The sequence below is a fragment of the Arcobacter sp. F155 genome (assembly GCF_004116455.1).
Classification (GTDB): domain Bacteria; phylum Campylobacterota; class Campylobacteria; order Campylobacterales; family Arcobacteraceae; genus Halarcobacter.
Genome location: NZ_PDJU01000005.1, coordinates 1 through 26188, shown reverse-complemented (window position 1 = coordinate 26188; position 26188 = coordinate 1). Strand labels below are relative to the sequence as shown.

The window sequence follows — 26188 nt, the reverse complement described above, 5'->3', positions numbered from 1 at the left end:
TCTCCATAAAGGTTTAAATAATAATTTTATATTAAAAAGAATTAAACATATATTATTAATAAACCTTTTTGTTAGGAGTTTATTTCCGTCTTGTGTTTTGACGGATTGAAACTATAAGTTGGTAGATTAAATAGGCGATTGTTACTTTATAAACTAGTGTTAAAAATGTAAGTTCTGAAAACTCTGTCATAATAGAAAATGGGTTTATATTATTTGATAAGCAGTTTAAATTAAAATCAGCTGTAGCAAGTCCATACATAAGATATAGTGTAGTTAGAAAGAAACACATAAGTCCAGTATGAATAGGTTTATTATCTATATAATTTTTTAAAACTATTCCCACTATAAAACTTACAATCATAAATAAAACTACAAGTGATATTGAAAAAAAAGCATTCTTAATATCTAACTGTACAATAAATGTATACTCAAAAGAAATAAAAAGAATCCAAAACAATGAGAGTAACCAATTTTGTGAATGATTTGATGATAATCCATGAAATAAAAATACTAGATATTCAAAAAAGTTTTTTCCTTTTTCTATATCTTTTTTTAGTTCTTTTTCTCTTTTTTTCATTTCAATAGCATAAAAATGATTAGACTCAATTATATTATCCGATTCATCTAACTTACTTTTAATTAATCTTGCAGTTTTTCTATCCTTAACTATGGATGAGTCAATTTCTTTTTCATTTACATCTTTTATTTCTGAAAAATCCACACTACTTAAAAAATTAGTATTTGAAAAATTTATTGATTCAAACTTTGCTTTACTAAAATTAACACTTCCATTGAATGTTGTATTTTGAAAACTATTGTGATTAGAAATTTCAATTTTAAAAAAATTACAATTATTATTAAAAATAGAGTCTTTTAAGTTAATAATGTTTACTTTCATATTCTCAAAGCTTGTATTGGCATTAAAGTTTGATTGTTGAATTACTAGTTTTTTCAAGTTTTTTGAACTAATTATTGCATCAGAGTTAAAAGTAGACATACCGATAAATATGGAATCTGTATTCTCAGCTAGTTGACAATAAAAGCTCCTTTCAAATGTTGAGTTAACTATTTCCAATTTATTGATTTTTATTCCTTTAACATTAGGAAGACAAAAAAAATCATTAAACTGACATTCAATAATTTTTATTTTATTGTATCTTATTCCATGATTTTCTTTTAAAACATCATTAAAAATTTGTTTTTCAAATTTACAACTTGTTGCTTGTAAGTTATTAATTCTACAATTTTGAAACAATTCATTATTAAAAACTTTATTATTTAATATAACTTTATTCTTAAATTCACAGTCAAAAAATAAGCTCTTGTTTTTAAAAGTTTTGTAGTTTAAAATGTTTACATTACTTCCAAATATACAAAAATCAAAGTGAACTATTGCATCCTGTAACATATCTAAATTATCATTCTCAAAATAACAATTATAAAAGGAGACTAACTTTAATTTTCTTAATAAGAAGAAAACTTTTTCATCAGTAGTTTTTGAAAATTCTTTAATATTTTTTATATCAATTTTTTTACTTTTAAATAAGCTTAAAAAATATTCATTTTTCATCTTATCAGATTCAAAACTATTAAATGTTTTTTTAATACCATCTAATATATCAATTCTAAAATCTTTAATATAAGTATTAATCTCATCTCTAGTTGGATTTAAACTTTTTTGTATTTTAGTAATTCCTGTAATAGCCTGACCAAGACAAAAGGTATTATCCTCTATTTTGTTTTCGTCAATACAAATAGAAAACCAGTTGTTTATTTGTTCTTTATAATCACTATTAAACTCTGTATTTAGTTCATTTAATAAAGTATCTAATAACTCTTTTTCTGAAAATTGATTAAATATCTGATTAAAAAATTCATGTACTTCATTCTTATCATTTAAATTAATTAGTTTGTCTTCAGCCATTTTATTCCTAAAATAAATTATTGGATTTATTATATTGTAATTGCCCTTTGGAGTCTTTTATTACTTTTTTTATAAAAAGTAAAACAAAAAAGCATGAGCAGGATGAAAATTACGCTATAAAAATTTCAAAAATATTAAAATCAAAAAACTCGACTTCGTCTCAAACAGTTTTGATTTATTAACATATTTTTTTATTTTTACTTAACGCTATATTCAAATGCTCATATTTTGATGATTTCGGCTTTTCTATTTTCCCAAAATCTTGAGAGATAGCTTATAAATTGGAATTTTTAAAATTAGTCAATGAAGAATGAAAAAATTATGAAGGAGTTTACTGTAGTAAATGACTGAGTGATTTTTTTGTTATGAAGCAGAATAATTTATGAAAAGGACTGTTTAGAAGCTATCGCTCCTAAACTGTTCCCTTCTCATACATCGCACGTAGTTTCTCTTTTTCTTTCTGTCTTTTCACTTTCTCAGCCTCTTTAGCTCTAAAACTCTCAATAGAGAATCTAAGCTGTACTAAGAATGAAGCAGCAATAAAGATAGATGAATAAGTACCAACGATAATACCTACAAGTAATGTAAAGGCAAATCCATTAATAATCTCTCCACCAAAGAAATATAAAGTTGCAACAACAAAGAATGTTGTCAGTGAAGTAAGAGTTGTTCTTGATAATGTTCTTGATACAGAACTATTAACTACACTATTAAGAACTGACTCTTTAGATGTTTGCACACCTTCTCTAATCCTATCAAATACAATAATTGTATCGTTTAGAGAATACCCAAGTATCGTAAGAATTGCAGCTAAGATATCAAGGTTAACTTCTACACCCACAAGTGAAATAGCTCCAAGAGCAATAATAACATCATGTGCTAAGGCTAAAATAGAAGCAATGGCAAATCTCCACTCAAATCTATATGATACATAAACAAGTATCACAATAAGAGATAAAGATAAAGCCATAATACCTTTTTCTCTAAGCTCTCCACCAACCTTTGGTCCAACCATATCAACTCTTCTGATTTCAAACTTACCAGTTGAATCAAGTAGTTTATGCATCTCATCACCAATATCATTTGCTAAGTTAGATGATACCCCTGAGATTCTAATAACCACTTCTTCATCACTACCAAATTTTGTAATAGAAGAACCTTTATATTCTGTTGAGTTTAATACAGTTCTAATTTTGTCAATTGGTGCTTTGTGTTCATATTGAACTTGAACTAAAGTACCACCTGCAAAGTCAATACCAAAGTTTAATCCTCTTGTAAAAAGTAAAACAAGTGAAACAATAACTAAAACAGCCGATAAACCTAAAAATGGGATTCTTTTACCCATAAAGTCATGAACTTTTGTACCTTTAAAAATTTCCATTATTTAATCCCAAACCATTTATTTAAGTTTTTGTCTTTTGCAATCTTTGGTAATAATGCTTCATAAATACCATGAGTTCCTAAAATTGCCGTTAACATTGAAGCTAAAATACCAATAGAGATTGTTACTGCGAAACCTTTGATTGGTCCTGTTCCATATGCATATAAAATTACAGCAACAAGTAGTGTTGTAATATTTGCATCAAGAATTGCTCTCATTGCATTTGAATAACCATCTTCAATAGCTTTTGGTATAGATACACCTTGTCTTAGAAGTTCTCTAATTCTTTCCCCAATAATAACATTCGCATCAACTGCCATACCAACTGTTAGTACGATACCTGCCATACCTGGAAGTGTTAGAGTTGCTCCAAACATTGCCATTACAGAAATGATAATAAAGATATTAGTTACAAGTGCAACATTTGCAATAATACCTGCTCGTCTGTAGTAAACAATCATAAAAATAAATACGATTAAGAAACCAGAGATAAGTGCTATTGTAGAAGCTTTAATAGAATCAGCACCTAAACTTGGTCCTACACTTCTTTTTTCTAATAGTTTAACAGAAGCTGGTAAAGCCCCAGATCTTAAAGCAATTGCAACATTTCCTGCTTCAACAACTGTGAAACCACCAGAAATCTGACCACTTCCTCCACCGATTCTTTCTCTAATATTTGGTGCAGAGTAAACTTTACCATCAAGAACAACGGCAAGTCTTTTACCTACATTTTTAGCAGTGAAGTCACCAAAGATTCTAGCACCTGCACTATTTAAAGTAAAGTTGATAATTGGTTGGTTTGATTGGTCAAATGCAACTTGTGCATCTACTACTTGAGAACCATTTAAAATAGGAATCTCTTTTACAAGATACTTAACATTTGGGTTATCTGTAGCTTCTAAAATGATATTTCCATATTGAGCTGCTTGTGCTTTTGACATAGTATAAACTTGGTCAGCTCTCTCTTCATCAACAGCCATAAGCTCTAAGTTAGCAGGTTTTGAGATAAGCTCTCTTGCTGCTTTTTCATCTGCTGCTGTTTTGATACCTGGAAGTTGAACCACAATATCAGTTTCACCTTGTCTTACAACATTTGGTTCAGCAAGACCAAATTGGTCAAGTCTATTTCTAATAGTTTCAACTGCTTGTGCTACTGCTTGGTCTTTAGTTTTAACTTCTTCATCTGCTGTTAAAATTAAAGAGTAATCAAGCTCATCTTTAGTGATTTGTAAACCACTAATTTGTTCAAGCATTTTATCTACTTTTGGTAACTCATCTGAGTCTAATACTGTAAAAACAATTCTATCATTGTCTCTGATACTTAAGCCGTCAATTAAGATATCTTCATCATTTGCGAAGTATTTAACTGCTGTAGCTATTGATTTTATTTTTGAAGTAACTGCTTCATCAGTTTGAACACCAAGAAGCATATGTAATCCACCTTGTAGGTCAAGCCCTAAAGAGATTTTTTTACCAGTTTCAGTTTGTAAAAAAGATGGTACAGAGAATACAACTCCAAAAATTATACTTAATATAAATATAACGAGTCTGTAATTAAAGATTTTCAAATCAATCCCTTAAAATAAGAAGTAAACATAGAATTTAAAACATGTAAGAGATTACATGTTTTAAAATAATTATTCTGAAAGTTTTGCAACGAATTCTTTTGCTAATTTCATTTGACTATCATCATGGTTTTTTACAATTAAGAAGTCTTCTTCTACTTTTGTAATTTCTACCATTAAGCCACCATTTGTTACAATTTTATCGCCTTTCTTTAGAGCCGCAATCATTTCCTTATGCTGTTTAGCTTGTTTTTGTTGTGGTCTAATAATTAAGAAGTAAAAAATTGCAAATAATGCAACTAGGGGTAACAATGAGCTTATTAAGTCTGCACTTTGACCTTCCATCAAATTTCCTTTTAAAAAGTATTTTTCTATGTTTTTAATAAAACGGGCTTATTCTAACAAAACTAATATAATAATAGGCTTGATAACTGCCATTTCTTTGAGCTCTTTTATCTACTTAGAACACTATGAAATATTCTCAAAACTTTTAAACACTTTTTTAGCACTTTTATCTTTTTATTTGCTACTTACAATAAATCGAAAAAGTTTTGTAATAGCAGGTTTTTTTACTGGAATTTTATGGTTTTATTGGATAGGAAATAGTTTTCAATATTATGATTTAGCCTTTTTAAAATATCCAGTTATTTTAGGTATTGGATTGGGCTATGCTTTATTATTCTATTTAATGACTATTCTTAACAAAACTTGGTTTAGAGCTTTAGCTATATTTTTAGTTTCATTTGTCCATCCTATGGGATTTAATTGGTTTATGCCAGAACTTGCTTTAGTAGATAGTTATCTTCCTTTTTCTAAGGCTTATTTTGCTCTAATTTTAGCTTTAGTTTATATGTTTGTTAAACTCGGTGGCTTTAAAAAAGCTATTGCAGTTGTACCATTACTATTTATTACTTATTCAAGTGGTATTTATATTGATTCAACGGGGCTAAAAATTTCTATGCCTCAACTAATGACTTCACAAAATCAAAAATGGCAACAAGAAAATCTAGCTAAAACTATTGATAAAAACTTGAGTTTAATTGATAATGCAATAAAAGAAGAGAGTGATTTAATAATTCTTCCTGAAACAGTTTTTCCTGTTGTTTTAAATACAGAAGAGTTTTTAATGGATAGTCTTCTAAAAAAATCAGAACAAATAGATATTATTGCTGGGGCTATATATTTAGAAGATAACAACTACTACAATGCTACATATCATTTCAAAAAAGGAAATCTTGATATTGCTAAAAAAGTTGTTTTAGTTCCTTTTGGAGAAGAGATTCCCCTTCCAAAATTTTTAGTTGATTTTATAAATGATAAGTTATACAATGGAGCACAAGACTATAAAACAGCTTCTAAACCAACTGATTTTAATATCCATGGAATAAGTTTTAGGAATGCTATTTGTTATGAAGCAACAAACGAAAAGCTATATCAAAATTTAGGTGATACAAAATATATGATTGTTACTTCAAATAATGCTTGGTTTACTCCATCAATAGAACCAACACTTCAAAAAATACTTTTAAAATATTATGCTAAAAAGTATGGTATTACAATTTTTCACTCTATAAATGGAAGTAAAAACTATATTCTTAGGCCATAAACTTTTCTTTTATGGCCTTTAAAATCTCTTCTTTTTCTAATGATTCATCTATTTGAAGATTTAATGCAAACTCTAAAATCTCTTTAAACTCTTTACTTGGTTTCATTCCAAGAGAGATTAAGTCTCTTCCTTGAACTAATGGCTTTAATCCTTCTTGGGAGATATTCATCTGTCTTGCTTGTTCTAGCACCCAAGAAATAGCCTTATCACACTTGTCTTTATCTGGGATTGTTCTTCCTTTGCAATCTGCAAGACAAACTATACAAAGGTCTTCAATAGAACATTTTAAAGATAGCCTTTTTACTGCTTTTAAACTAGACTCTGCTTTGTATAACTGAAATGGTGCAAGGTGATTTTTCACAAGGGGAACTACTTTTTCTATAAACTTTTTTTCATCAGTTAATCTACTTAAAAAACTAATAGTAGGTTCAACTCCTAAAGCTTCATGTTTATGAGAAGTTACTCTTCCTTCATCTGTAGTTTCAGTACAAAAGGGTTTTCCTAAATCATGGCAAAGAAGTGCATAAAATAGATATAGGTCTCTATATTCATCACCAGTTTTATACTTTGCCATCTCATCAAGTGTCATTAAAGTATGAACCCAAACATCACCTTCAGGATGATACTCTTTGTCTTGAATGCAGCCATCTAAAGCCTCAAGCTCAGGAAAGTGTTTTAAAATACCTAAATCTTTTAAAAGATTAAAGCCAAGTGATGGCTTTTCTGCTTTTAAAAATAGCTTTTTAAACTCTTCATATACTCTTTCTTTAGGTAAATACTTTAACTCATCATCTTCTACCATATCTTTACATAAAGAAAAAGTTTTCTCATCTATTTGTAGCTCGTATCTAGCTATAAATTGTATCGCTCTATAAACTCTTAAAGGGTCTTCAACAAAGGTTTCATCTTTAATATGACGTAAGGTTTTTTCTTCTAAATCTTTTAGTCCACCATTTGGGTCTAAATATTCATCTTCAAAGTAATCATAACCAATAGAATTAATAGTAAAGTCTCTTCTTAGACTTGCCTCTTGAAAGCTTAAGTTTCCATTTGTAGTTACTTCAAAATCTCTATGTCCATGCCCTACTTTTTTCTCCAATCTTGCAAGGGCAAAATCAAAGTCATAGCCGTCTACATTTAAGATAAGTACACCAAAAGATTTTCCAACTTGTTTTACTGTTCCATATTTTTCTAAGACAGTTTGAACTTCATCTAAAGTATCAATATTAAACAGTTCAATGTCGAAATCTTTATTGGGAATATTTAAAAGGGAGTCTCTTACGCAGCCACCTACAAGAATAGGTTTAACACCTACTTCTTGTAAGTTTTTTAGTATATCAATTAATATTGATGGTAAATTAGTTTTTATGTTTGAATACATGTACATCTGTTTGAGGATAAGGAATAGAGATACCCTCTTTATCAAATGTAAGTTTTACATTTTCTGTTAAGTCAAATTTTACAGCCCAGTAATCAGGAGTATTAACCCAAGCTCTAACTACAAAGTTAACTGAAGAGTCTGCTAATTCAGATACCGCAACAGTAACACCTTTGTCTTGTAAAACTCTTTCATCAGCTTCAACAATTTTTGTTAAAGTCTCTTTTGCTTTTTTAATATCATCATCATAACCAATACCAACAAGTAAATCTACTCTTCTTGTATCGTGAGCATTTACATTTTTGATGTTTCCACCTGTAATTGCTCCATTTGGTACAATGATTTTTTGGTTATCAGGAGTTTTAAATTCAGTATTAAAAATACCAACTTCAACAATAGTACCAGCAGTTCCACCAGCTTCTACAAAGTCTCCTACTTTGAAAGGTTTGAAGAAGATAATCATTACACCAGATGCAAAGTTTCCTAAAGAGTCTTTTAGGGCTAAACCAATAGCAAGACCAGCAGCACCTAAGATTGCGAAGAATGAAGTTGTATCAATTCCTAACTGTTTTAAAGAAGTCAGAATTACAACAACCATTAAAACATAATAAACAATATCATCTAAAAAAGAAAGAAGTGTTTCATCTACATTCTTTTTTTTGTTCATCATTTTTACTAAAAAGTCAGTAAGTTTTCTAGCAAGAAACTTACCAATAACAAAAATAACTATTGCAGTTGCAATATTTAATGCATATAATCCAACCATATCAGAAACAGCTTGTACACTCTCTTCCATTATTTATCCTTTTATTTGATTTTTTCAAAAAGAACTTGAGAAACTCTTGCTACTTCAACTTCTTCTTTTTCTAATGTTTTTCTATCAATAATTTCAACAAAACCATCTTTTAGTTTTTTACCAACAACTACTGCATAAGGGAAACCAATAAGTTCAAAATCAGACATTTTGAAACCGAATCTCTCTTTTTTTCTATCATCAATAATTGTCTCAACTCCTAAAGCTTTTAAATCTTCATAGATTTTAAGACCCGCTTCTAACTCTTCATCTTTTTTAGCATTTGAAACAATTACATCTACTAAGAATGGTGCAGTCTCTTTTGTCCAGATTGCACCTTTTTCATCATGGTTTTGCTCAATTACTGCTGCAACAAGTCTTGAAACTCCAATACCATAACATCCCATTTCAAATGGTTTTGCTTTTCCATTTTCATCTAAGAATGTAGCTTCCATAGCTTCAGAATATTTTGAACCTAATTGGAAGATGTGACCTGCTTCAATACCTTTTGTATATTGTAGTTTTCCACCACAACAAGAACAAGTATCACCTTCTTGAACAGCTACAAGGTCAAAATACTTTACATCTTTTAAAGATGAAAGATCAGTTCCTGTAAAGTGATAGTTTTCTTCATTTGCACCACAAACTAATCCAACTTCATCTTTTATCTCTTCATCTACAACGAAGTTGATATTTTCTGGTAATCCAAATGGTCCACAATAACCAGCTACTAAACCAGCTTCTTTGATTTCTTCTTCTGATGCATCTACTAACTCTAAAGCATTTACAGCATTACAAGCTTTTGTCTCTTCTAACTCATCATTTCCTCTTACAAAGAAAACAACAATCTCAGTGCTTTCTTCATAAACAGCCTTTTTCATAACTGCTTTAATTGATTGAGATTGAGATGTACTTAAGAAGTTTGAAACCTCTTCAATAGTTTTCATACCTTCTGTTAAAACTTTCTCTTGTGAGATTGGAGTATTTGTTGTTTCTTGCCAATTTGGAACAACTCTTTTAGCTCTAGTTGCTGCTTCAATATTTGCACCATACTCACAATCAGGACATACAACAATTGTATCTTCACCACTATCAGCAAGTACCATAAACTCTTTAGAACCACTTCCACCAATAGCTCCTGAGTCTGCATCAACAACTCTAAAATCAAGTCCTAATCTAGTATAAACATTCTTATAAGTTTGCTCCATTAAGTCAAACTCTCTTTTTAAGTCTTCTGCACTACTATGGAAAGAGTAAGCATCTTTCATTAAAAATTCTCTCCCTCTCATAAGTCCAAATCTTGGTCTAGCTTCATCTCTAAATTTTGTATAGATTTGATAAAGATTAATTGGTAAGTCTTTATAAGAAGTAATTCTATTTTTTACCATATTTACTACAGCTTCTTCATTTGTAGGACTTAAAACAAAATCAGCATTTTTTCTATCTTTAAATCTTAGAAGCTCATGTCCCATAGTTGTAGCTCGACCAGATTGTTCCCAAAGTGATAAAGGAGTTACAAAACCAAATTGTACTTCATTTGCTCCACTTTTATCCATCTCTTCTTTTACAACTGCTCTAATTTTGTCAAGAACAATTTTTCCTAATGGCATATAATCATAAATACCAGCTCCAGTTTGACAAACAAATCCACCTCTAATTAGATATTGGTGTGATGGTAGTGTTGCATCACTTGGTGTTTCTTTTGTAGTTGGTATAAACATTTGAGAAAATTTCATTTAATAAATCCTATTCATTATTTTTTGTTGCGTGTTCGCATTTATTTAAAAAGTTTGTATCTTTTAGTCCAAAAATTGATTGAACTGTTCCTACAACAACATCACATTGACTATCTTTTGAGATGCTTTTTAATCTTGTTGAAGGTTCGTGTAAATACTCTGTTAAAACTGTTTGACAAAGTTTTTTAATATTTTCTTGGTCTTCTTCTTTTATAAAACCTTTTTTTATAGCGTATTGAAGTTTTTTATCTATTACTTCATCACCTTTTAGATACATGTGTTTTATTACAGGTTCTACTTCAAGTGATTTAAGCCATTCAAAAAACTCCATCGACATTTTGTTTACGATTGAGTATGCTGTTTTTGCTTGCTTAGCTCTTAGAGTCATATTTTCATCAACAATATCTTGTAAATCATCAACAGAATATATATCTAAGTTTGGTGATTCTATATCATCAATATCTCTTGGTACTGCTATATCAAACCAAAATCTATCAAAAGCACACTCATTTACCATCTCTTGCTTGATAATGGGGTATGGTGCTGCTGTTGCTGTTATCATAATAGGAATATGATTTAACATCTTTTCTAAAGTAGAATACTCTTCAACTTGAACATGTTGTTCAAAGCTATCTGCTAGCATTTGAGCTTTTTTAGTATCTCTACTTGTTAAAATAACATCAAATCCAGAAGAGATTAAGTGCTTAATAGTAAGTTCACTCATTTCCCCTGCTCCAATAACAAGTGCTTTTACACCACTTGTATCACCAATAATCTCTTTTGCTTTTGCAACTGCTGTTGAAGCAACAGAAACAGAACCTGTTCCTAAGCTTGTAGCATTTCTTACTGCTGCTGCACATTTAAAAGAGTAGTGAAGTGCTCTTGGAAGATTTTGTTCACAATATTTTTTAGCCAAAGAGAATCTAAAAGCATCTTTTAGCTGTCCTACAATTTGTGTTTCACCAATTACTAAAGAATCTAAAGCAGAAGCTACTGAAAACAGATGATGAATTGCTCCATCATTTTCATAAATATCTGCTCTATCAAAAAGGTTTTCAAACTCAATTCCAGAATAGTTAGCAAGTCTTTCAATAATAGATTTTGCTGCAAGTTTAGAGTTGTTTGCAGCAGAGATAATCTCTACTCTATTACATGTAGAAAGTAAGATAGCTTCTTCAATATTTGTATCAGATAATACTTGTTTTAAAAACCTATCTTTACTTTCTTCATGGGGAAATGCTAGTTTTTCTCTAGTTTGAATATCAGTATTTTTATGTGAAAAACTAATACATAAATAACTCATAAATTAAAACTCTCTTTCAATCATTGCACTCATAATTTGAACTAAAGATTCATTCCTATTCGATGAACCTTCTTCTGACATTGAGTCAGAAGATTCCATCTCTTCTTTAACTGCTTCGATTGCTTCAACTCCAAGCTCTTTTGCTTTTGCAATAGAATCAGCAAGTGCATTTGTACTTATCATTTGTTCTTTTATCCAAGAGCTTTCATCTTGAGATAACTCTTTTTTGTATAAGCTTTCTAATTTTGTTTTATCTTCTAATCTTTCATGAAGTAGTAAGTAAGGAATAGTTACTTTCCCTTCAACAAAATCAAGCATTGCAGGTTTTCCTAAAGTAGCACTATCTTGAGTGATATCTAAAATATCATCAATCATTTGAAAAGCAAGACCAAGGTTTTTGCCATAAAGTGCATATTTCTCTTTATCTAATCCAGCTAAAATAGCAGCAGATTTTGCACTTGCTTCTATTAATGATGCTGTCTTTTTATAAATCATATCAAGATACTTATCATATGAAGAGTTAAACTCATTTGTTAAATTTACATCTAACATCTCTCCAATACTTAAAAGAGTAACCGCATTTGAAACATTGTATGCCACATCTCTATTCATTTGAGAAAGTTCAGTAAAGGCTTTTGAATATAAAACATCTCCAAACATAATCGAAGTCTTATTATCATATAAAGCGTTGATTGAAGGTTTACCTCTTCTAGTATCTGCTTCATCAATAACATCATCATGTAAAAGTGATGCTGCATGAATCATCTCAACTACTGCACAAAGTTTGATTGATTCTTCATTTACACCTGCAATTTTCAAAATAAGTTTAGACCTTAACATCTTTCCAGTTGCTAATTTATCTAATAACTCTAAACTCTTTTCATCGTTACACTCTTCAATGAAACTTTTTATTTTGTTTTTAACTTCTTGTAACTCTTCCACTTTTAACCTTATGAATCTAATCTACAAATAATATCGCCTGTAAGCTCTAAGTACAGACCTTTTTTCATTCTTTCAATCTCTTCGCTGTTTGTTAAAACTTGTGTTCTAACTTCATTGTTAATATCGAAATCTTCACCTTTAACTTCTGTTAAAAGCTTTTCCATAACAGCAACTTTTTCCAGAAGCTTGTCAAACTCATCTTCAACAACCTCTTTACTTGCTTGTCTTGTTACATCAAAATATTTAGACTTTGGTGTTCCTGTAAAGATATCATCTTCATCTTCTAAAAGCCAGTTTTTTTCCATGACTATTTATCTTCCAGTCTTACTCTAACAGATTTTGCGTGAGCTGTTAAACCTTCTGTATCAGCTAGTAAGGCACAAGCTTCACCTAACTCATCAATTGCTTGTTTAGAGAAGTTGATAATTGAACTTTTCTTTAAGAAGTTTTCTACATTTAAAGGACTGTAAAACTTAGCTGTACTTCCAGTAGGAAGTGTGTGGTTTGGTCCAGCAATATAATCACCAATTGGTTCAGGAGTATTTTCACCTAAGAAAATTGCACCTGCGTGTTTAATCTTTGGTAAAAGCTCAAAAGAGTTTGCAGTCATAACTTCTAAGTGCTCTGGTGCAATCTCATTCATAAGTTCAATTGCTTCATCCATAGAAGAAGCAACAATAATAGCTCCTCTATCTTCAATTGATTTTCTAGCAATCTCTTCTCTACTTAGAGTTTGTAAGTAGTTTTCTACTTCAATACTTGTTTGTTTTGCAACTTCTTCATCAATAGTAATCATAATAGAACTTGCCATTTCATCATGCTCTGCTTGAGATAAAAGGTCAATTGCTAAGTATTTTGGTTTAGCTGTACTGTCAGCTAAAATTCCAATTTCTGAAGGCCCTGCAATCATATCAATATGAACTTCTCCAAATACAAGCTTTTTAGCAGTTGCAACGAAGATATTTCCAGGCCCTGTAATTACATCAACCTTTGGAATAGTTTCAGTTCCATAAGCCATAGCAGCAACAGCAGATGCTCCACCTACTTTGAAAGCTTTTTCAATACCACAAATATGACATGCTGCAAGTAATAGTTCATTTACTTCATTATTTGGAGTTGGAGTACATACTACAATCTCTTCAACACCAGCAACGATTGCAGGAATTGCATTCATAAGTAAACTACTTGGGTAAGCAGCTTTTCCACCAGGAATATAAAGTCCAGCTCTATCAACAGGAGTTACTTTTTGCCCTAAGATAGTTCCATTTTTTTCAAAGTCAATCCAAGATTTTGGTAGTTGTTTTTCGTGATAAGTTTTGATTCTATCGTATGCAATATGTAAAGCTTCTTTTAGTTTTTCATCAATGTTTTCATAAGCTTTTTTCATATCATCTTTTGAAATTTGAAGCTCTTCGTCACTTTTAACTTCCCACTTATCAAACTTTTCAATGTGGTTTTTTAAAGCTTTATTTCCATCTTCTACGATTTCATCAATAATTCCAGTTACAATTGATGACACCTCTTTAATATCAGTTTTAGCTCTTGCTAAAATATTTTCAAACTCTTGTTTAAAATCTGCATTATTAGTATTAATTATTTTCATTTACTTTTCCTAAAATTTCTTCTACTATTAAGTTCAAATCTTTATTTTCAACATTTACTGTTATATCAGAAACTCTTTTGTAATCTTCAACTCTTTGATTATAAAGCTTTTTAGCTTCATCCAGATTACTTAAAAGTGGTCTTTTTTTAAGTTTTGATTTTGCATTGGGGGCAGAATGTATTCTATTTAAAATCCCATCAAAGCTTGATTCTAAATAGATTATTGTTCCTATCTTATGGATATTTTCTTGTTTAAAGAAACCTCCACCAGTTGAGATAATCGTATTATCAACATTTTTTTCAAGCCAAAGAGCACACTTCTTTTCTAAGCTTCTAAAGTAAGGCTCACCTTCATCTTTAAATATTTTCTTTACTCTTCTATTCTCAACACTCTCAATTAAGTCATCAGTATCAATTGCAAAATAGTCACTTGATTTAACTAAGGCTCTTGCAACCGTTCCTTTACCAACTCCCATAAAACCAATAAGAATAATATTATTTTTTTTACTCAACACTTCTTCCTGATAAACATTTACTTTTTATAAAATCTAAAGATTATACCCAAAATAAAGTAAAAAAATAAATGACTCAAGTTAAATTCTTTTTTACTTGTTAAATTTTCTCTCATATCTTGGTTTCATACTCTCATTTCCTAAGATTCCACCTTGATGAATATACAAAATTTCATCACTGTTTTCATTTTCATTTAAGTACTTTTGCATACTTAAAAATCCTAAAGGGTCATAAAGTAAATCAAACTCAATCTTTGTAGTTTCTAAAAGCTCTTCATAAACTTCATAAAACTCTTTATACAATTTTCCAAAGTGATATTTTCTTGGCATTTCTATTATTTTTGGATGAAATTTTTCATTACTTTCAAGATGAAAAAACTGCTTTTTTAAATATTCACTTCCACCAACACAAGCTACTGTTAAAACTTCAAACTCTAAATGCTTTTGTAAAAAAAGTGCTGTTGTTCCTGTACCACTTGGCAAAAATATTTTTAAATTTTTTATTTTATTCTCTTCTGCCCAAGAGTTGATTTCATGGGCTAAGATTTTTATACCAAACTCGGCTTCTTTTACCCTTGCACCCTCTTCTATTAAGATTTCATTTTTCTTTACTTTATATTTTTCAAAATCAAAATTTTCATCTTCAATTATATTTACACCATTTTCTAAAGCTGCTTTATAATTTCCATGAGGATTCTCTTTTAGATATGAACTTATATGATTTACATAAAAGTCAATATTAGTATTTCTTATCTTTCCTAATACGGAAAGTGAGTATAAAGAGTTTGCTTGAGCTGAACCAAAACTAATTATTTTATCTATATTTTTTAAGTCATTTATCAAATAGTAGTAAAATTTTCTTGCTTTATTTCCACTAAAATGCTTATCTAAAAGGTCATCTCTTTTTAAATAGATTTGTCTATTTCTAAATTTAATTTTTTCTATGGGAGAGTTTATATAATTCATTAAGAATATTATACTAGAATTACACAAAAAGAAAAATAGGAAATATAAATGAATATTATGGAATATATTGACAAAGGTGGTATTATTGTTTATATACTTATCTTTTTAAATATTATTGGTTTTACTATTATTATTTGGAAATTTTTAACAATACCTAGAAAAAAAGCAATGGTTGAAAAAATTAAAAGAAAAGTAAATGAAGAAAATTTTAAAACTATTGAAGTTCAAATAGAGTATGAAGTAAAAAGATTAGAAAGTGGTTTAACTTATATTAAAAACATAGCTTCTGTTGCTCCTCTTTTAGGTCTTTTAGGAACTGTTTATGGAGTATATAAAGCCTTTGAAGCAATTACACAAAAAGGTTTAGGTGACCCTACTGTTTTTTCAAGTGGAATTTCAGTTGCTCTTATTACAACTATTACTGGACTTATTGTTGCTATTCCTCACCATATAGCATATAACCATTTTATTTCACTTTTAGACTCAATTGAGCTTAAAGCAAAAAAAGAGATTATTGGTAAGCTATGAAAAGAAGAGAAACTTTAGGAATAGATTTAACACCTGTTATTGATGTTGTATTTATTCTTTTAATCTTTTTTATTGTTACATCTGTTTTCAAAAAAGATGAACTAGCACTTATGCTTGATTTACCAGAAGCTGATGCAAAAGCAGTGGAAATAGATGAAGACCAAGTCTTCATTGAACTAAATAAAACAAAGTTAGCAATAAAAGGTATTGAAGTATCTTTTGAGTCTTTAGAAGACAATTTAAAAGAGATTAAAAATAAGAAAAAACCAATAATAGTAAAAATAGATAAAAAAGTTGAGTATGAAAGAGTTGTAAAAGTTCTTGACTTACTTCAAAAGTACAATTTAAATAACTTAGCTCTAGTAACAAAAGAGAATAAAAGTAAAGAGGATTAATCTTCTAAGCTTTTGTACTCTTCATCTGTAAAGATTCTTGATTTTGTAATAAACTGATAGCCGTGGTCTATCTCCAAAGAAAAAGAGTTTCCAAAAGCTCCTTGCTCCTTTTTTACATCAACTATAATTTGAGAGTGCCTAAAATACTCAAACTGTTCACTATCAATAAAAAATTCACAACCACAAATCTCCCCAAGCTTTACATTTCTACTTGGAACATAAAAATCACTTTTTTCATAACACATAGGTGCAGTTCCATCGCAACAACCACCACTTTGATTAAAAACAAGCTCCCCATACTCTTTTTTAAGCATTTCTATTACTTCTTTTGCTTCTTGTGTTGCCTCAACTCTTTTTACACTCATTTTAAGCCTTTATAAAAAGAGGTTTTCACCTCTTTTTTATTTTTAGAAAAATCCTAAAGCATTTTTGCTATATGAAGTTAAGATATTTTTTGTATGTCTATAAGAGTTTAACATCATCATATGAGTCTCTCTTCCGATACCAGATTTTTTATATCCACCAAATGATGCATGAGAAGGATATAAGTGGTAACAATTCACCCAAACTCTACCTGCTTGAATTGCTCTACTCATATTGTGTAACTGGTGTGCATCTCTAGACCAAACACCAGCACCAAGTCCATACATAGTATCATTTGCAATCTCTATTGCTTCTTGCTCATCTTTAAATGTAGTTACAGCAAGTACTGGCCCAAAAATCTCTTCTTGGAAGATTCTCATTTTATTGTTACCCTTAAATACTGTTGGCTTGATATAAAAACCATTTGGATATTTACTATTCTCTAAAGCTTCACCACCAATTAGACACTCAGCACCTTCTTCTTTACCAATTTTAATATACTCTAAAATCTTCTCTTTTTGATTTTGTGAACATTGTGCTCCCATCATATTATTTGGATGTAATGGGTCACCTAAAGTAATAGCTTCAATTCTTTCTAATACTCTTTTCATAAACGGTTCATAAATTGATTCTTGAATAAGTGCTCTTGATGGACAAGTACAAACTTCACCACTATTAAATGCGAATAAAACTAGTCCTTCAATTGCTTTATCAAAAAACTCATCATCCGCATCCATAATTGACTCAAAGAATACATTTGGTGATTTTCCACCAAGCTCTAATGTTGAAGGAATGATATTTTCAGTTGCATATTGCATGATTAACTGACCAGTTGTAGTCTCACCTGTAAACCCAACTTTTTTAACATCTGGATGAGTTGAAAGGTATTTACCAATTCTTCCCCCTGCTCCATTGATTACATTTACAGTTCCAGCTGGTAATACATCAGCAATAATTTCCATCATTAAAATAATTGACATAGGTGTAGCACTTGCTGGTTTTAATACAATACAATTTCCAGCAGCTAAAGCAGGTGCAAGTTTCCAAGCAGCCATTAGAAGTGGGAAGTTCCAAGGAATAATCTGTGCAACAACACCAAATGGCTCATAAATCTCTTGAGAAACTGTTGTTCCATCTAAATCAGCTACACTTCCTGATTCACTTCTAATAACTGAAGCAAAATATCTAAAGTGATCAACCACAAGAGGAATATCAGCTGCTAAAGTTTCTCTAACAGTTTTTCCATTATCTAAAGTTTCAGCAATTGCTAATCTCTCAAGATTTGCTTCAATAGCATCTGCAACTTTATTTAACATAGTACTTCTTTCAACTACTGTTGAGTGCTTAAATGTTTCAAAAGCAGTTTTTGCAGCTTGAACAGCAGCTTCAACATCTTGCTCATTTGATCTTGGAATCTTTGTAAGAACTTCTCCATCTACAGGTGAAATATTTTCAAAGTACTCTCCACTTTTTGGAGCAATCCACTGCCCACCTATGAAATTTTCATATTATGCTTTAAACTCTGGCTTTGCAAATGCTAATACTTTTTCTTCTGTTGACATCTTTTAATCCTTTTTTGTTTTTATGAAAAATTAAATTTTCTTTGGGAAAATTTTAGAAAAGAAATATAGCCCTTATTTAGCAAAAACATAGCATAGAAATAGCATTATCAATTTATTTAATTAAGTAGCCATAAAATGGCACTTTTCAAAGAGAAAAATATTATTAAATTTTGTGAAAAGAAGCTTCTTTTTATGCTACAATTTTATTTATGAAAACATCTAATTTTATTATTAAAAATAATCAACTTTATAACTCAATCAACTATAATAAATTTAAAACCCAAGAAAACATACTTATTCAAGTCTTTTGTGGACAAAATAGAAAAAACTTACAAGAGATTTTAAATACTTTAAAAAAAGAATTACCCCAAAGTGTATGCATAGCCTCATCAACTGATGGAGAGATTTATGAAAACAGTGTTTCTACTTTAAACACCGTAATTAGCATATCTACTTTTGAAAACACTACTTTTGAAGCTACTTATTTTGATGAAAAAACAAGTTTTGAAAATGGCACAAAAATAGCGAAAAGCTTAATTAAAGAAGAGACTAAACTTCTTATTTGTTTTACTGATGGAGAAAAAACAAATGGAGAAGAGTTTTTAAAAGGTATTGAAACAGTTAATAATAAAGTTCCTATTTGTGGAGGAATGGCAGCAGATAATGCTAGTTTTACTCAAACATTTATTGCAATAAACAATCAAATCTATACAAGTGGAGCAGTTGCAGTTTCCCTTAACTCTAAAAACTTAGATGTAAAAACAGCTTTTAACTTCAATTGGTCTGCTATAGGGATTTCCCATAGAATAGATGAAGTAAAAGATAACCGTGTTTATAAAATATCAGGACTTAAATCTTTAGATTTTTATGAAAAATACCTAGGAGAATATGTTGCAAAATCTTTGCCTGCAACAGGAATTGAGTTTCCATTAATAGTGAAAAGAAATGGTGTTTCATTAGCAAGAGCTGTAATAAAAAAACATGATGATGGAAGTTTGAGTTTTGCAGGAAATCTTTTAAAAGGTGATAAAGTAAAACTTGGGTTTGGAAATATAGAGCTTATTATGAACAACCCACTTAAGTCATTATTTAAAACAGATAATATAAATAATACCCAAAGCTTTTTTATCTATTCTTGTATGGCTAGACGAAGATATATGCCCAATATTATTGATTTAGAGATTGAACCTTTTTCAAAAATTGCCCCAACTTCTGGTTTTTTTACCTATGGAGAGTTTTATCACAATAAAGAGAAAAACTCAAATCAGTTTTTAAATCAAACACTTACAGTTGTAGCTTTAAGTGAAAAAGAAGACTCAGTTAAAACAAAAACCTTCCCTCCTAAAGAAGAGAATCAAATAAGTGAACATGCAAGAAGTTTACAAGCATTAACCCACTTAATTCAACAATCAACAAAAGATTATAATGAGCAATCAAAAAAACTTGAAGAGAAAACTTTATACTCAGAACAACTTTTAAACTTACAAAAACAGTTTTTAAAACACTCAGTACATGAAACAAATACTCCTTTATCTGTTATCATGGGAAATATTGATATGTACAAGATGGAACATGGTAAAAATAAATATATTTCAAATATAGAAATAGCAATGAAAACCCTTTATAATATCTATGATGACTTAAGCTATTTAATAAAAAAAGACCATGTGCATAGAGTAAAACATCAAATAAATCTTGTAGATTTTCTAAGAAGTAGAATTGAGTTTTTTTCTCTTATTGCAAGAAAAGCAAAACTTGATTTTAACTTTCAAACTTCTTTAAAAGAGATTTATGTTTTCTTTGATGAAACAAAACTTCAAAGAATAGTTGACAATAATTTAACAAATGCAATTAAATATACTTTACCTAAAAATAAGATTGATATTTCAATAGAAAAAATTGATTCTAAAACAGTTTTAAAAATAACTAGTATCTCAAAACAGATACTAGATAAAAGAAAGATATTTGAAGAATATTATAGAGAACAAACCACTCAAAATGGCTTTGGATTAGGATTAAACTTAGTAAAAAGAATTTGTGAAGAAGAAGATGTAAAAATTGAGCTTGAATCTAATAAAGATTTTGCATCTTTTATCTATACTTTTAAGGATACAAAAAATGAAAATACTTCTACTTGAAGATGATTTTATGCTTAATGAGATGATAGATGAATATTTAACATCAACAGGACACTTAATAAAAAGTACAAGCACAGGAAATGAGTGTTTAAAGCTGTTAGAAGACCAAGAGTTTGATTTATTAATATTGGATATTAATGTTCCTGATATTAATGGCTTTACTATTTTAGAAACTCTTCATAATCAAAAAAGAGATATTCCTACGATTTATATTTCTGCACTTATTGATATAGAAGATATTTCAAGGGCTTTTGATATTGGCTGTTATGATTATCTAAAAAAACCTTTTCACCTAAAAGAATTAACTATTAGAATAAATAGATTACTAAAAAATCAAATCACACCTACTCAACATAAAAGATTGTCAAAATCATATAGTTTTGATTGTGAGAATTTAACTTTATACTTTAACAATGAACCACACATTTTACCAAGAAGACAAATAAAAATTATTGAAGTATTAGCAAAAAATAGAAGTCTGATAGTTGATTATGATATGTTTAAAGAGTATGCATATGCTGGAGATGAAGTTGATATTTCAACAATTAGGTCTGAAATAAATAGAGTGAAAAAAGTTTTAAAAGAGGATTTTATTATAAATATCAGAGGTAGTGGTTATATGATAAAAATACCACAATAAAATGATAGCCTACTTTTAGGCTATCACTCTATAAAGACTAGTTTTTGTTAATAGAACAAAGGTCAGAGTAAGCTGTTTCAAGTCTAGAAATCATAGACTCTTGTCCTGCTCTTAACCATTTTCTTGGGTCATAGTAAGACTTATTTGGCTTATCTTCACCATCAGGGTTACCAATTTGACCTTGTAAATAGTCATGGTTTTTAGCTTCGTAAGCTCTTACACCATCCCAGAATGACCATTGTGTATCAGTATCAATATTCATTTTAATAACACCATACTCAATAGCTTCTCTAATTTCATGAAGCTCAGAACCTGAACCACCATGGAAAACAAAGTCAACTGGTTTAGTAGCTGTACTGTGTTTTTCTTCAATAAATTTTTGAGAATTTTCTAAGATTTTTGGGCTTAATACAACATTCCCTGGTTTATAAACACCATGAACGTTACCGAATGATGCCGCAATTGTGAAGTTTTCAGAAACTTTTGATAACTCTTCATATGCATAACATACTTCTTCTGGTTGAGTATAAAGTAATGCATTGTCAACATCTGTGTTGTCTACACCATCTTCTTCCCCACCAGTAATTCCAAGCTCAATCTCAATCATCATATCAAGTTCATTCATTGTTTTGAAGTACTCAACACATGTTCCAATATTATCTTCTAAAGACTCTTCTGAAAGGTCTAACATATGAGAAGTATATAAAGGTTTACCAGTTTTTTCAAAGTGTTTTTTACCAGCTTCAAGTAAACCATCAATCCATGGTAAAAGTTTTCTTGCAGCGTGGTCAGTATGTAAAATAACAGGGATACCATAAGCTTCTGCCATTGTATGAACATGAATAGCTCCACTTACTCCTCCTAAAACTGCTGCGTCAGCAGTTTTAAGACCTTTCCCTGCAAAATATTGTGCTCCACCATTTGAAAATTGTATAATTACTGGTGAATTAACTTTTGCTGCAGCTTCTAATACCGCATTTACAGAATCCGTTCCTACTACATTTACAGCAGGAATAGCAAATTTATTTTCCTTTGCATAGGCAAAAAGTTTTTTTGCCTCACTTCCACTTAATACACCAGGTTTAACAACATCTAATACAGCCACTAATTTTCTCCTTATAATTTTATAACTATTTTTGCTTTGTCTCTTAACTTGTTAGCTTCAGACTCAAGGAAGTTTTTAAATTTCTCTTGTAATAAAACTTGCTTAATTCTGTTTTTGATTTTATCAAACTCAAGAGGTTTCTCAGCTTGTTTGTCTTCTAAATAAATCACATGATACCCAAATTGAGTTTTAACTGGGCTTTTAGAGTAGCTTCCAACCTTTAAAGCTTTTGCTGCTTTAGAGAATTCAGGAACCATTTTAGTTTCTGGGAACTTACCTAAATATCCACCTTGTGGACCACTTGGACCAACTGATTTTGTTTTTGCTAATTCAACAAACTTTTCTTTTTTATTTGAAGATTTATCTAATGCTTTAATTAAATCTTTTGCTTCATTTTCTGTTTTTGTTAAAATATGTCTAGCTTCTAAAGTAGCTGGTACTTTAAATTGAGCCTTGTTTTTATTGTAGTAATCTTTCATATCTTTTTCAGATACTTTTACATTTTCAGACTCTTTTTTTAGCCAAACTCTAAGAGCTAAATCTCTTTTTAATTTTTCTAAACTCTCTTTATACTCTTTATCTTTTTGAACTCCACTACTTACAGCTTTGTCTGTTAGAAGTTTGTTATTGATAATTTGGTCTAAAATTTGATTTTTGTTCTTTTTTGGTAAAGAATTAAAATCAATATTTGGGTTTCCTAATAAAATTGCTACATCTTGCTTAGTAATTTTATCACCATTTACTGTTGCTAAAACATCAGAAGCACTTACACTACTAGTTGCTAATGTTATTGTTGCAATAAGGCTTGTCACTAATTTTTTACTTGTAATTTTAATCATTATTTTCCTTAATAACTTTAGTTTTGAATATTTTATCTACATTATATTAACATGAAGTTAATTAGCACCTTATTTATAAATTTCAAAATTTTCCTTAAAAAACCTTTAATTTTTACTATATTTATGATATAATACGCCAAAATTTAAACTTAACTTAAATTTAAGTTACAAACGTACTAAGGAAAATCTATATGAGAATATTAATTATTGAAGATGAAATTACATTAAATAGAACTCTGCAAGAAGGTCTTACAGACTTTGGATACCAAGTAGATGCAGCAGAAAATTATAAAGATGCAGAGTACTTCATTGATATTAGAAATTATGATTTAGTATTAACTGACTGGATGTTACCAGATGGTGACGGTATTGAACTGTGTAAAATTGTAAAAAATAGAAGTTCAAGAACAGCAGTTGTTATTTTATCTGCAAGAGATGACAAAGATTCTGAGATTGAAGCTTTAAAATCTGGTGCTGACGACTATATCAAAAAACCATTTGATTTCGATATCTTATTAGCAAGAATTGAAGCTAGATTAAGATTTGGTGGAACAAATGTAATCGAAATTGAAGACCTTTCAATTAACCCTGATGAAGAGAAAATTGAATACAACGGTGAAGAGATTGAATTAAAAGGTAAACCTTTTGAAGTATTAACTCACCTTGCTAGACACAGAGATCAAATTGTATCTAAAGAGCAATTACTGGATGCTATCTGGGAAGAGCCAGAATTAGTTACTCCAAACGTAATTGAAGTTGCAATTAACCAAATTAGACAAAAAATGGATAAACCATTAAATATTTCTACTATTGAAACAATCAGAAGAAGAGGTTACAGATTCTGTTACCCTGATACTGACGAAGAAGCATAAGAAATTACACACCTAAAAGGTTAATAACGTATGACACAAGCGAAGAGCATTTATAAACAGTTTTATCAAAAACTTATACTTGCTACTTCGCTTTTTATTATTATACTATCTTTTATTTTTTACGGTTATACGAAATCAACTATCTATGAAGAGCTTAAAGAGTCTCTTCTTTCTGACGCTGAACTAATTTTTAAAATTAGTCAAAACGCAGATACAAGCTCAAACAATTTTAATATTATTACTCATAATGGAATCAATGTAGATTTAGTAACTTTAAAACATATACCTGAAGTTCCTTACTCTACATATGAACTAAATAATAATCATTTTATGCAGATTTTATATCCATTTAATGATCAAAAAAACCAATACATAAAAATAGTAAAAAATATTAACTCATCAATTAAAATGCTTACAAAGATTTTTAATAATATTTTATTAATCTCTTTTGGTGGTTTAATTATGGTTGTTCTTTATGCCTTTACTGTTTCAAAAACACTTTTAAGACCAATTATTCAAATCACAAAAAAACTATCTAATATGGATGAAAACTATTTAACGCAGATTAATAAAGCTAATCTTCCTATTGAATTTCATCCTTTGGCTGATTCTATCAACTCTTTAACTACAAGAATTGAAACAAATATTAAGTTTAAAAAAGAGTTATTTATTGGTGTTGCCCATGAATTAAAGACTCCATTAGCAGTAATGAAACTTAAAAATGAAGTTACATTAATGAAAGATAGAGAAGCTCAAAAGTACAAAGATACTTTAAAATTAACAGTTGAACAAATTAATGATATGAATAAAATGATTTCTTCTATTTTAGATATTGGACGAGCAGAAGGTGCACAGTTTGAAAAACCAGAAGAGATTGATTTAGTTCAATATATGCAAAGAAAAACAAATGATTATAGAATGTTAAGCTCTAAAAAGAAGATTATCCTTACATTCTTTGCAAATGTAAATCACCATAAAGTAACACTTCAACCTACTTTATTAAACCAAATTATTCAAAACTTTGTACAAAATGCAATTAAATTTACTCCTGATAATAAAGCAATTGCCATAAGACTTGAAAAGACAAAAGAGAATACAACTATCTCTATTACAGATGATGGAAGTGGTATTGATGAAGCTATTGACCTTTTTGCACCATTTAAAAGAATGGGTGAAGAAAGTGGAGCTGGTCTTGGATTATTCTTAGCAAAAAACGCTGCTGATGCACTTGGTGCTACTATTAGTTTAAAAAATAGAACTGATGGTAAATCAGGATGTATTGCTACTTTAGTTTTAAAGAACAAAACACCCCAAAAAAAACAATAATTAAAAAATATTATTGTGCTCAATCTTAGTACATTTATTTTGTACTACTTTCATTCCTTTTTCTTTTGCTTTAGCTGCAGCTTCATTGTTTACTAAACCTAGCTGAGTCCATACAGTATCAATATCTCCTCTTTCAATACACTCATCAACAACTTGAGCAATTACATCTGGTTTTCTAAAGATATCAACCATATCTACTTTAAAAGGAATCTCTTTTAAACTTCTATATACTTTCTCTCCTAAAATTTCATCTTCTTTAGGATATACAGGAACCATTTTAAAACCTGCATTCTTTAAATAGTTTGCAACTCTATTACTTGCTTTTTCTTCATTTGGAGAACAGCCTATTACTGCAATAGTTTTTGTATTTTCAAAAATCTCTTTTAATTCTTCTGTATTACTATTAACTGTTGGGAATTCACACTCCATTTTATATCCTTTTACTTTTCTTTAAATAGTACCAAAAACATATTAAAAAAACTAATATAAAATAGAATTAAAAAATAGATTTATAGACATAAAAAAAGCCCAAAGCCATAGAAGACTTTGAGCTTTTAGATTATTAAGTGTTTGTATTAAAAAATCGATAAAAGTACACCAGCAGCTACGGCAGAACCGATAACACCAGCAACATTTGGACCCATCGCATGCATTAATAATACATTCGATTTGTCATATTCTTGTCCAACTTTTGATACAACCCTAGCAGCCA

At 29.5% G+C, this 26188-nt stretch carries 26 protein-coding genes; 7 read left to right on the top strand and 19 right to left on the bottom strand.

Annotated features, from left to right (window positions below; translation table 11 throughout):
• Nucleotides 1-79 precede the first annotated feature (79 nt).
• The 4 genes from CRV03_RS06690 to yajC all read right to left on the bottom strand — a co-directional run bounded on the left by CRV03_RS06690 (nucleotide 80) and on the right by yajC (nucleotide 5215).
• Complete coding sequence (locus tag CRV03_RS06690) at nucleotides 80-1924, bottom strand: pentapeptide repeat-containing protein (RefSeq protein WP_129084377.1); 1845 nt, start codon at nucleotides 1922-1924, stop codon at nucleotides 80-82.
• A gap of 412 nt (nucleotides 1925-2336) precedes the next feature.
• Complete coding sequence (secF, locus tag CRV03_RS06685; RefSeq protein WP_129084376.1) at nucleotides 2337-3305, bottom strand: protein translocase subunit SecF; 969 nt, start codon at nucleotides 3303-3305, stop codon at nucleotides 2337-2339.
• The gene (gene secD / locus CRV03_RS06680) at nucleotides 3305-4873 is read right to left on the bottom strand and encodes a protein translocase subunit SecD (RefSeq protein ID WP_129084375.1); all 1569 of its coding nucleotides are present in this window, start codon (nucleotides 4871-4873) and stop codon (nucleotides 3305-3307) included. Before secD ends, secF begins: the two co-directional genes overlap by 1 nt.
• A 69-nt stretch (nucleotides 4874-4942) precedes the next feature.
• A complete protein-coding gene (gene yajC, locus CRV03_RS06675; protein ID WP_129084374.1) occupies nucleotides 4943-5215 on the bottom strand; it encodes a preprotein translocase subunit YajC in 273 nt (90 codons plus the stop codon).
• Nucleotides 5216-5294: 79 nt separating this feature from the next.
• Here yajC and CRV03_RS06670 point away from each other — a divergent pair, with 79 nt between their 5' ends.
• Entirely contained in the window at nucleotides 5295-6476 is a 1182-nt protein-coding gene (locus CRV03_RS06670; protein WP_258239026.1) for an apolipoprotein N-acyltransferase, read from the top strand.
• Here the strand turns inward: CRV03_RS06670 and CRV03_RS06665 are convergent.
• The 9 genes from CRV03_RS06665 to CRV03_RS06625 all read right to left on the bottom strand — a co-directional run bounded on the left by CRV03_RS06665 (nucleotide 6466) and on the right by CRV03_RS06625 (nucleotide 15708).
• Complete coding sequence (locus tag CRV03_RS06665; RefSeq protein ID WP_258239025.1) at nucleotides 6466-7857, bottom strand: CCA tRNA nucleotidyltransferase; 1392 nt, start codon at nucleotides 7855-7857, stop codon at nucleotides 6466-6468. The two genes, CRV03_RS06670 and CRV03_RS06665, sit on opposite strands and share 11 nt — an antisense overlap.
• Nucleotides 7835-8650, bottom strand: coding sequence for a mechanosensitive ion channel family protein (locus tag CRV03_RS06660; RefSeq protein ID WP_129084371.1), 816 nt, complete (start codon nucleotides 8648-8650; stop codon nucleotides 7835-7837). Before CRV03_RS06660 ends, CRV03_RS06665 begins: the two co-directional genes overlap by 23 nt.
• 11 nt (nucleotides 8651-8661) lie before the next feature.
• A complete protein-coding gene (locus CRV03_RS06655; RefSeq protein ID WP_129084370.1) occupies nucleotides 8662-10383 on the bottom strand; it encodes a proline--tRNA ligase in 1722 nt (573 codons plus the stop codon).
• A gap of 10 nt (nucleotides 10384-10393) precedes the next feature.
• A complete protein-coding gene (hemA, locus tag CRV03_RS06650; RefSeq protein ID WP_129084369.1) occupies nucleotides 10394-11686 on the bottom strand; it encodes a glutamyl-tRNA reductase in 1293 nt (430 codons plus the stop codon).
• A 3-nt stretch (nucleotides 11687-11689) separates the two neighbouring features.
• A complete protein-coding gene (locus CRV03_RS06645) occupies nucleotides 11690-12628 on the bottom strand; it encodes a polyprenyl synthetase family protein (RefSeq protein WP_129084368.1) in 939 nt (312 codons plus the stop codon).
• Nucleotides 12629-12636: 8 nt separating this feature from the next.
• Nucleotides 12637-12933: a DUF2018 family protein gene (locus tag CRV03_RS06640; RefSeq protein ID WP_228712676.1), complete on the bottom strand. Its 297-nt coding sequence runs from the start codon at nucleotides 12931-12933 to the stop codon at nucleotides 12637-12639.
• 2 nt (nucleotides 12934-12935) lie between these two features.
• Entirely contained in the window at nucleotides 12936-14231 is a 1296-nt protein-coding gene (gene hisD / locus CRV03_RS06635) for a histidinol dehydrogenase (protein ID WP_129084367.1), read from the bottom strand.
• The gene (locus CRV03_RS06630; RefSeq protein WP_375137087.1) at nucleotides 14218-14706 is read right to left on the bottom strand and encodes a shikimate kinase; all 489 of its coding nucleotides are present in this window, start codon (nucleotides 14704-14706) and stop codon (nucleotides 14218-14220) included. Before CRV03_RS06630 ends, hisD begins: the two co-directional genes overlap by 14 nt.
• Before the next feature lie 129 nt (nucleotides 14707-14835).
• A complete protein-coding gene (locus tag CRV03_RS06625) occupies nucleotides 14836-15708 on the bottom strand; it encodes a 1-aminocyclopropane-1-carboxylate deaminase/D-cysteine desulfhydrase (RefSeq protein WP_129084365.1) in 873 nt (290 codons plus the stop codon).
• Between the two features lie 48 nt (nucleotides 15709-15756).
• Between CRV03_RS06625 and CRV03_RS06620 the strand changes: the two genes are divergently transcribed.
• Nucleotides 15757-16236, top strand: coding sequence for a MotA/TolQ/ExbB proton channel family protein (locus CRV03_RS06620; RefSeq protein ID WP_129084364.1), 480 nt, complete (start codon nucleotides 15757-15759; stop codon nucleotides 16234-16236).
• Nucleotides 16233-16631 carry a biopolymer transporter ExbD gene (locus CRV03_RS06615; protein ID WP_129084363.1) on the top strand — a complete coding sequence of 133 codons (399 nt, stop codon included), beginning with the start codon at nucleotides 16233-16235 and terminating at the stop codon, nucleotides 16629-16631. The genes CRV03_RS06620 and CRV03_RS06615 overlap by 4 nt, the downstream gene beginning before the upstream one ends.
• Here CRV03_RS06615 and CRV03_RS06610 read toward each other — a convergent pair.
• Entirely contained in the window at nucleotides 16628-16996 is a 369-nt protein-coding gene (locus CRV03_RS06610; protein ID WP_129084362.1) for a DUF779 domain-containing protein, read from the bottom strand. The two genes, CRV03_RS06615 and CRV03_RS06610, sit on opposite strands and share 4 nt — an antisense overlap.
• A 42-nt stretch (nucleotides 16997-17038) precedes the next feature.
• Entirely contained in the window at nucleotides 17039-18490 is a 1452-nt protein-coding gene (locus tag CRV03_RS06605) for an aldehyde dehydrogenase family protein (protein ID WP_258239034.1), read from the bottom strand.
• Between the two features lie 275 nt (nucleotides 18491-18765).
• Between CRV03_RS06605 and CRV03_RS06600 the strand changes: the two genes are divergently transcribed.
• Entirely contained in the window at nucleotides 18766-20694 is a 1929-nt protein-coding gene (locus CRV03_RS06600; protein ID WP_129084361.1) for an FIST N-terminal domain-containing protein, read from the top strand.
• Entirely contained in the window at nucleotides 20675-21334 is a 660-nt protein-coding gene (locus CRV03_RS06595) for a response regulator transcription factor (RefSeq protein ID WP_129084360.1), read from the top strand. Before CRV03_RS06600 ends, CRV03_RS06595 begins: the two co-directional genes overlap by 20 nt.
• A gap of 37 nt (nucleotides 21335-21371) precedes the next feature.
• Here CRV03_RS06595 and fbaA read toward each other — a convergent pair whose 3' ends face one another.
• Together fbaA and CRV03_RS06585 are read right to left on the bottom strand one after the other, a co-directional pair.
• Nucleotides 21372-22439 carry a class II fructose-bisphosphate aldolase gene (gene fbaA / locus CRV03_RS06590; protein ID WP_129084359.1) on the bottom strand — a complete coding sequence of 356 codons (1068 nt, stop codon included), beginning with the start codon at nucleotides 22437-22439 and terminating at the stop codon, nucleotides 21372-21374.
• A gap of 11 nt (nucleotides 22440-22450) precedes the next feature.
• Nucleotides 22451-23278, bottom strand: coding sequence for a peptidyl-prolyl cis-trans isomerase (locus tag CRV03_RS06585; RefSeq protein WP_129084358.1), 828 nt, complete (start codon nucleotides 23276-23278; stop codon nucleotides 22451-22453).
• Nucleotides 23279-23469: 191 nt separating this feature from the next.
• Between CRV03_RS06585 and hsrA the strand changes: the two genes are divergently transcribed.
• Together hsrA and CRV03_RS06575 are read left to right on the top strand one after the other, a co-directional pair.
• A complete protein-coding gene (gene hsrA / locus CRV03_RS06580) occupies nucleotides 23470-24150 on the top strand; it encodes a homeostatic response regulator transcription factor HsrA (RefSeq protein WP_114839892.1) in 681 nt (226 codons plus the stop codon).
• 30 nt (nucleotides 24151-24180) lie between these two features.
• The gene (locus CRV03_RS06575; RefSeq protein WP_129084357.1) at nucleotides 24181-25476 is read left to right on the top strand and encodes a HAMP domain-containing sensor histidine kinase; all 1296 of its coding nucleotides are present in this window, start codon (nucleotides 24181-24183) and stop codon (nucleotides 25474-25476) included.
• On the opposite strand, the gene CRV03_RS06570 is transcribed toward CRV03_RS06575, so the two are convergent.
• Together CRV03_RS06570 and CRV03_RS06565 are read right to left on the bottom strand one after the other, a co-directional pair.
• Nucleotides 25477-25905: a CoA-binding protein gene (locus CRV03_RS06570; RefSeq protein ID WP_129084356.1), complete on the bottom strand. Its 429-nt coding sequence runs from the start codon at nucleotides 25903-25905 to the stop codon at nucleotides 25477-25479.
• Nucleotides 25906-26051: 146 nt separating this feature from the next.
• Nucleotides 26052-26188: sodium ion-translocating decarboxylase subunit beta (locus CRV03_RS06565; protein ID WP_164968626.1), on the bottom strand; the 137-nt coding region annotated here is incomplete at its 5' end.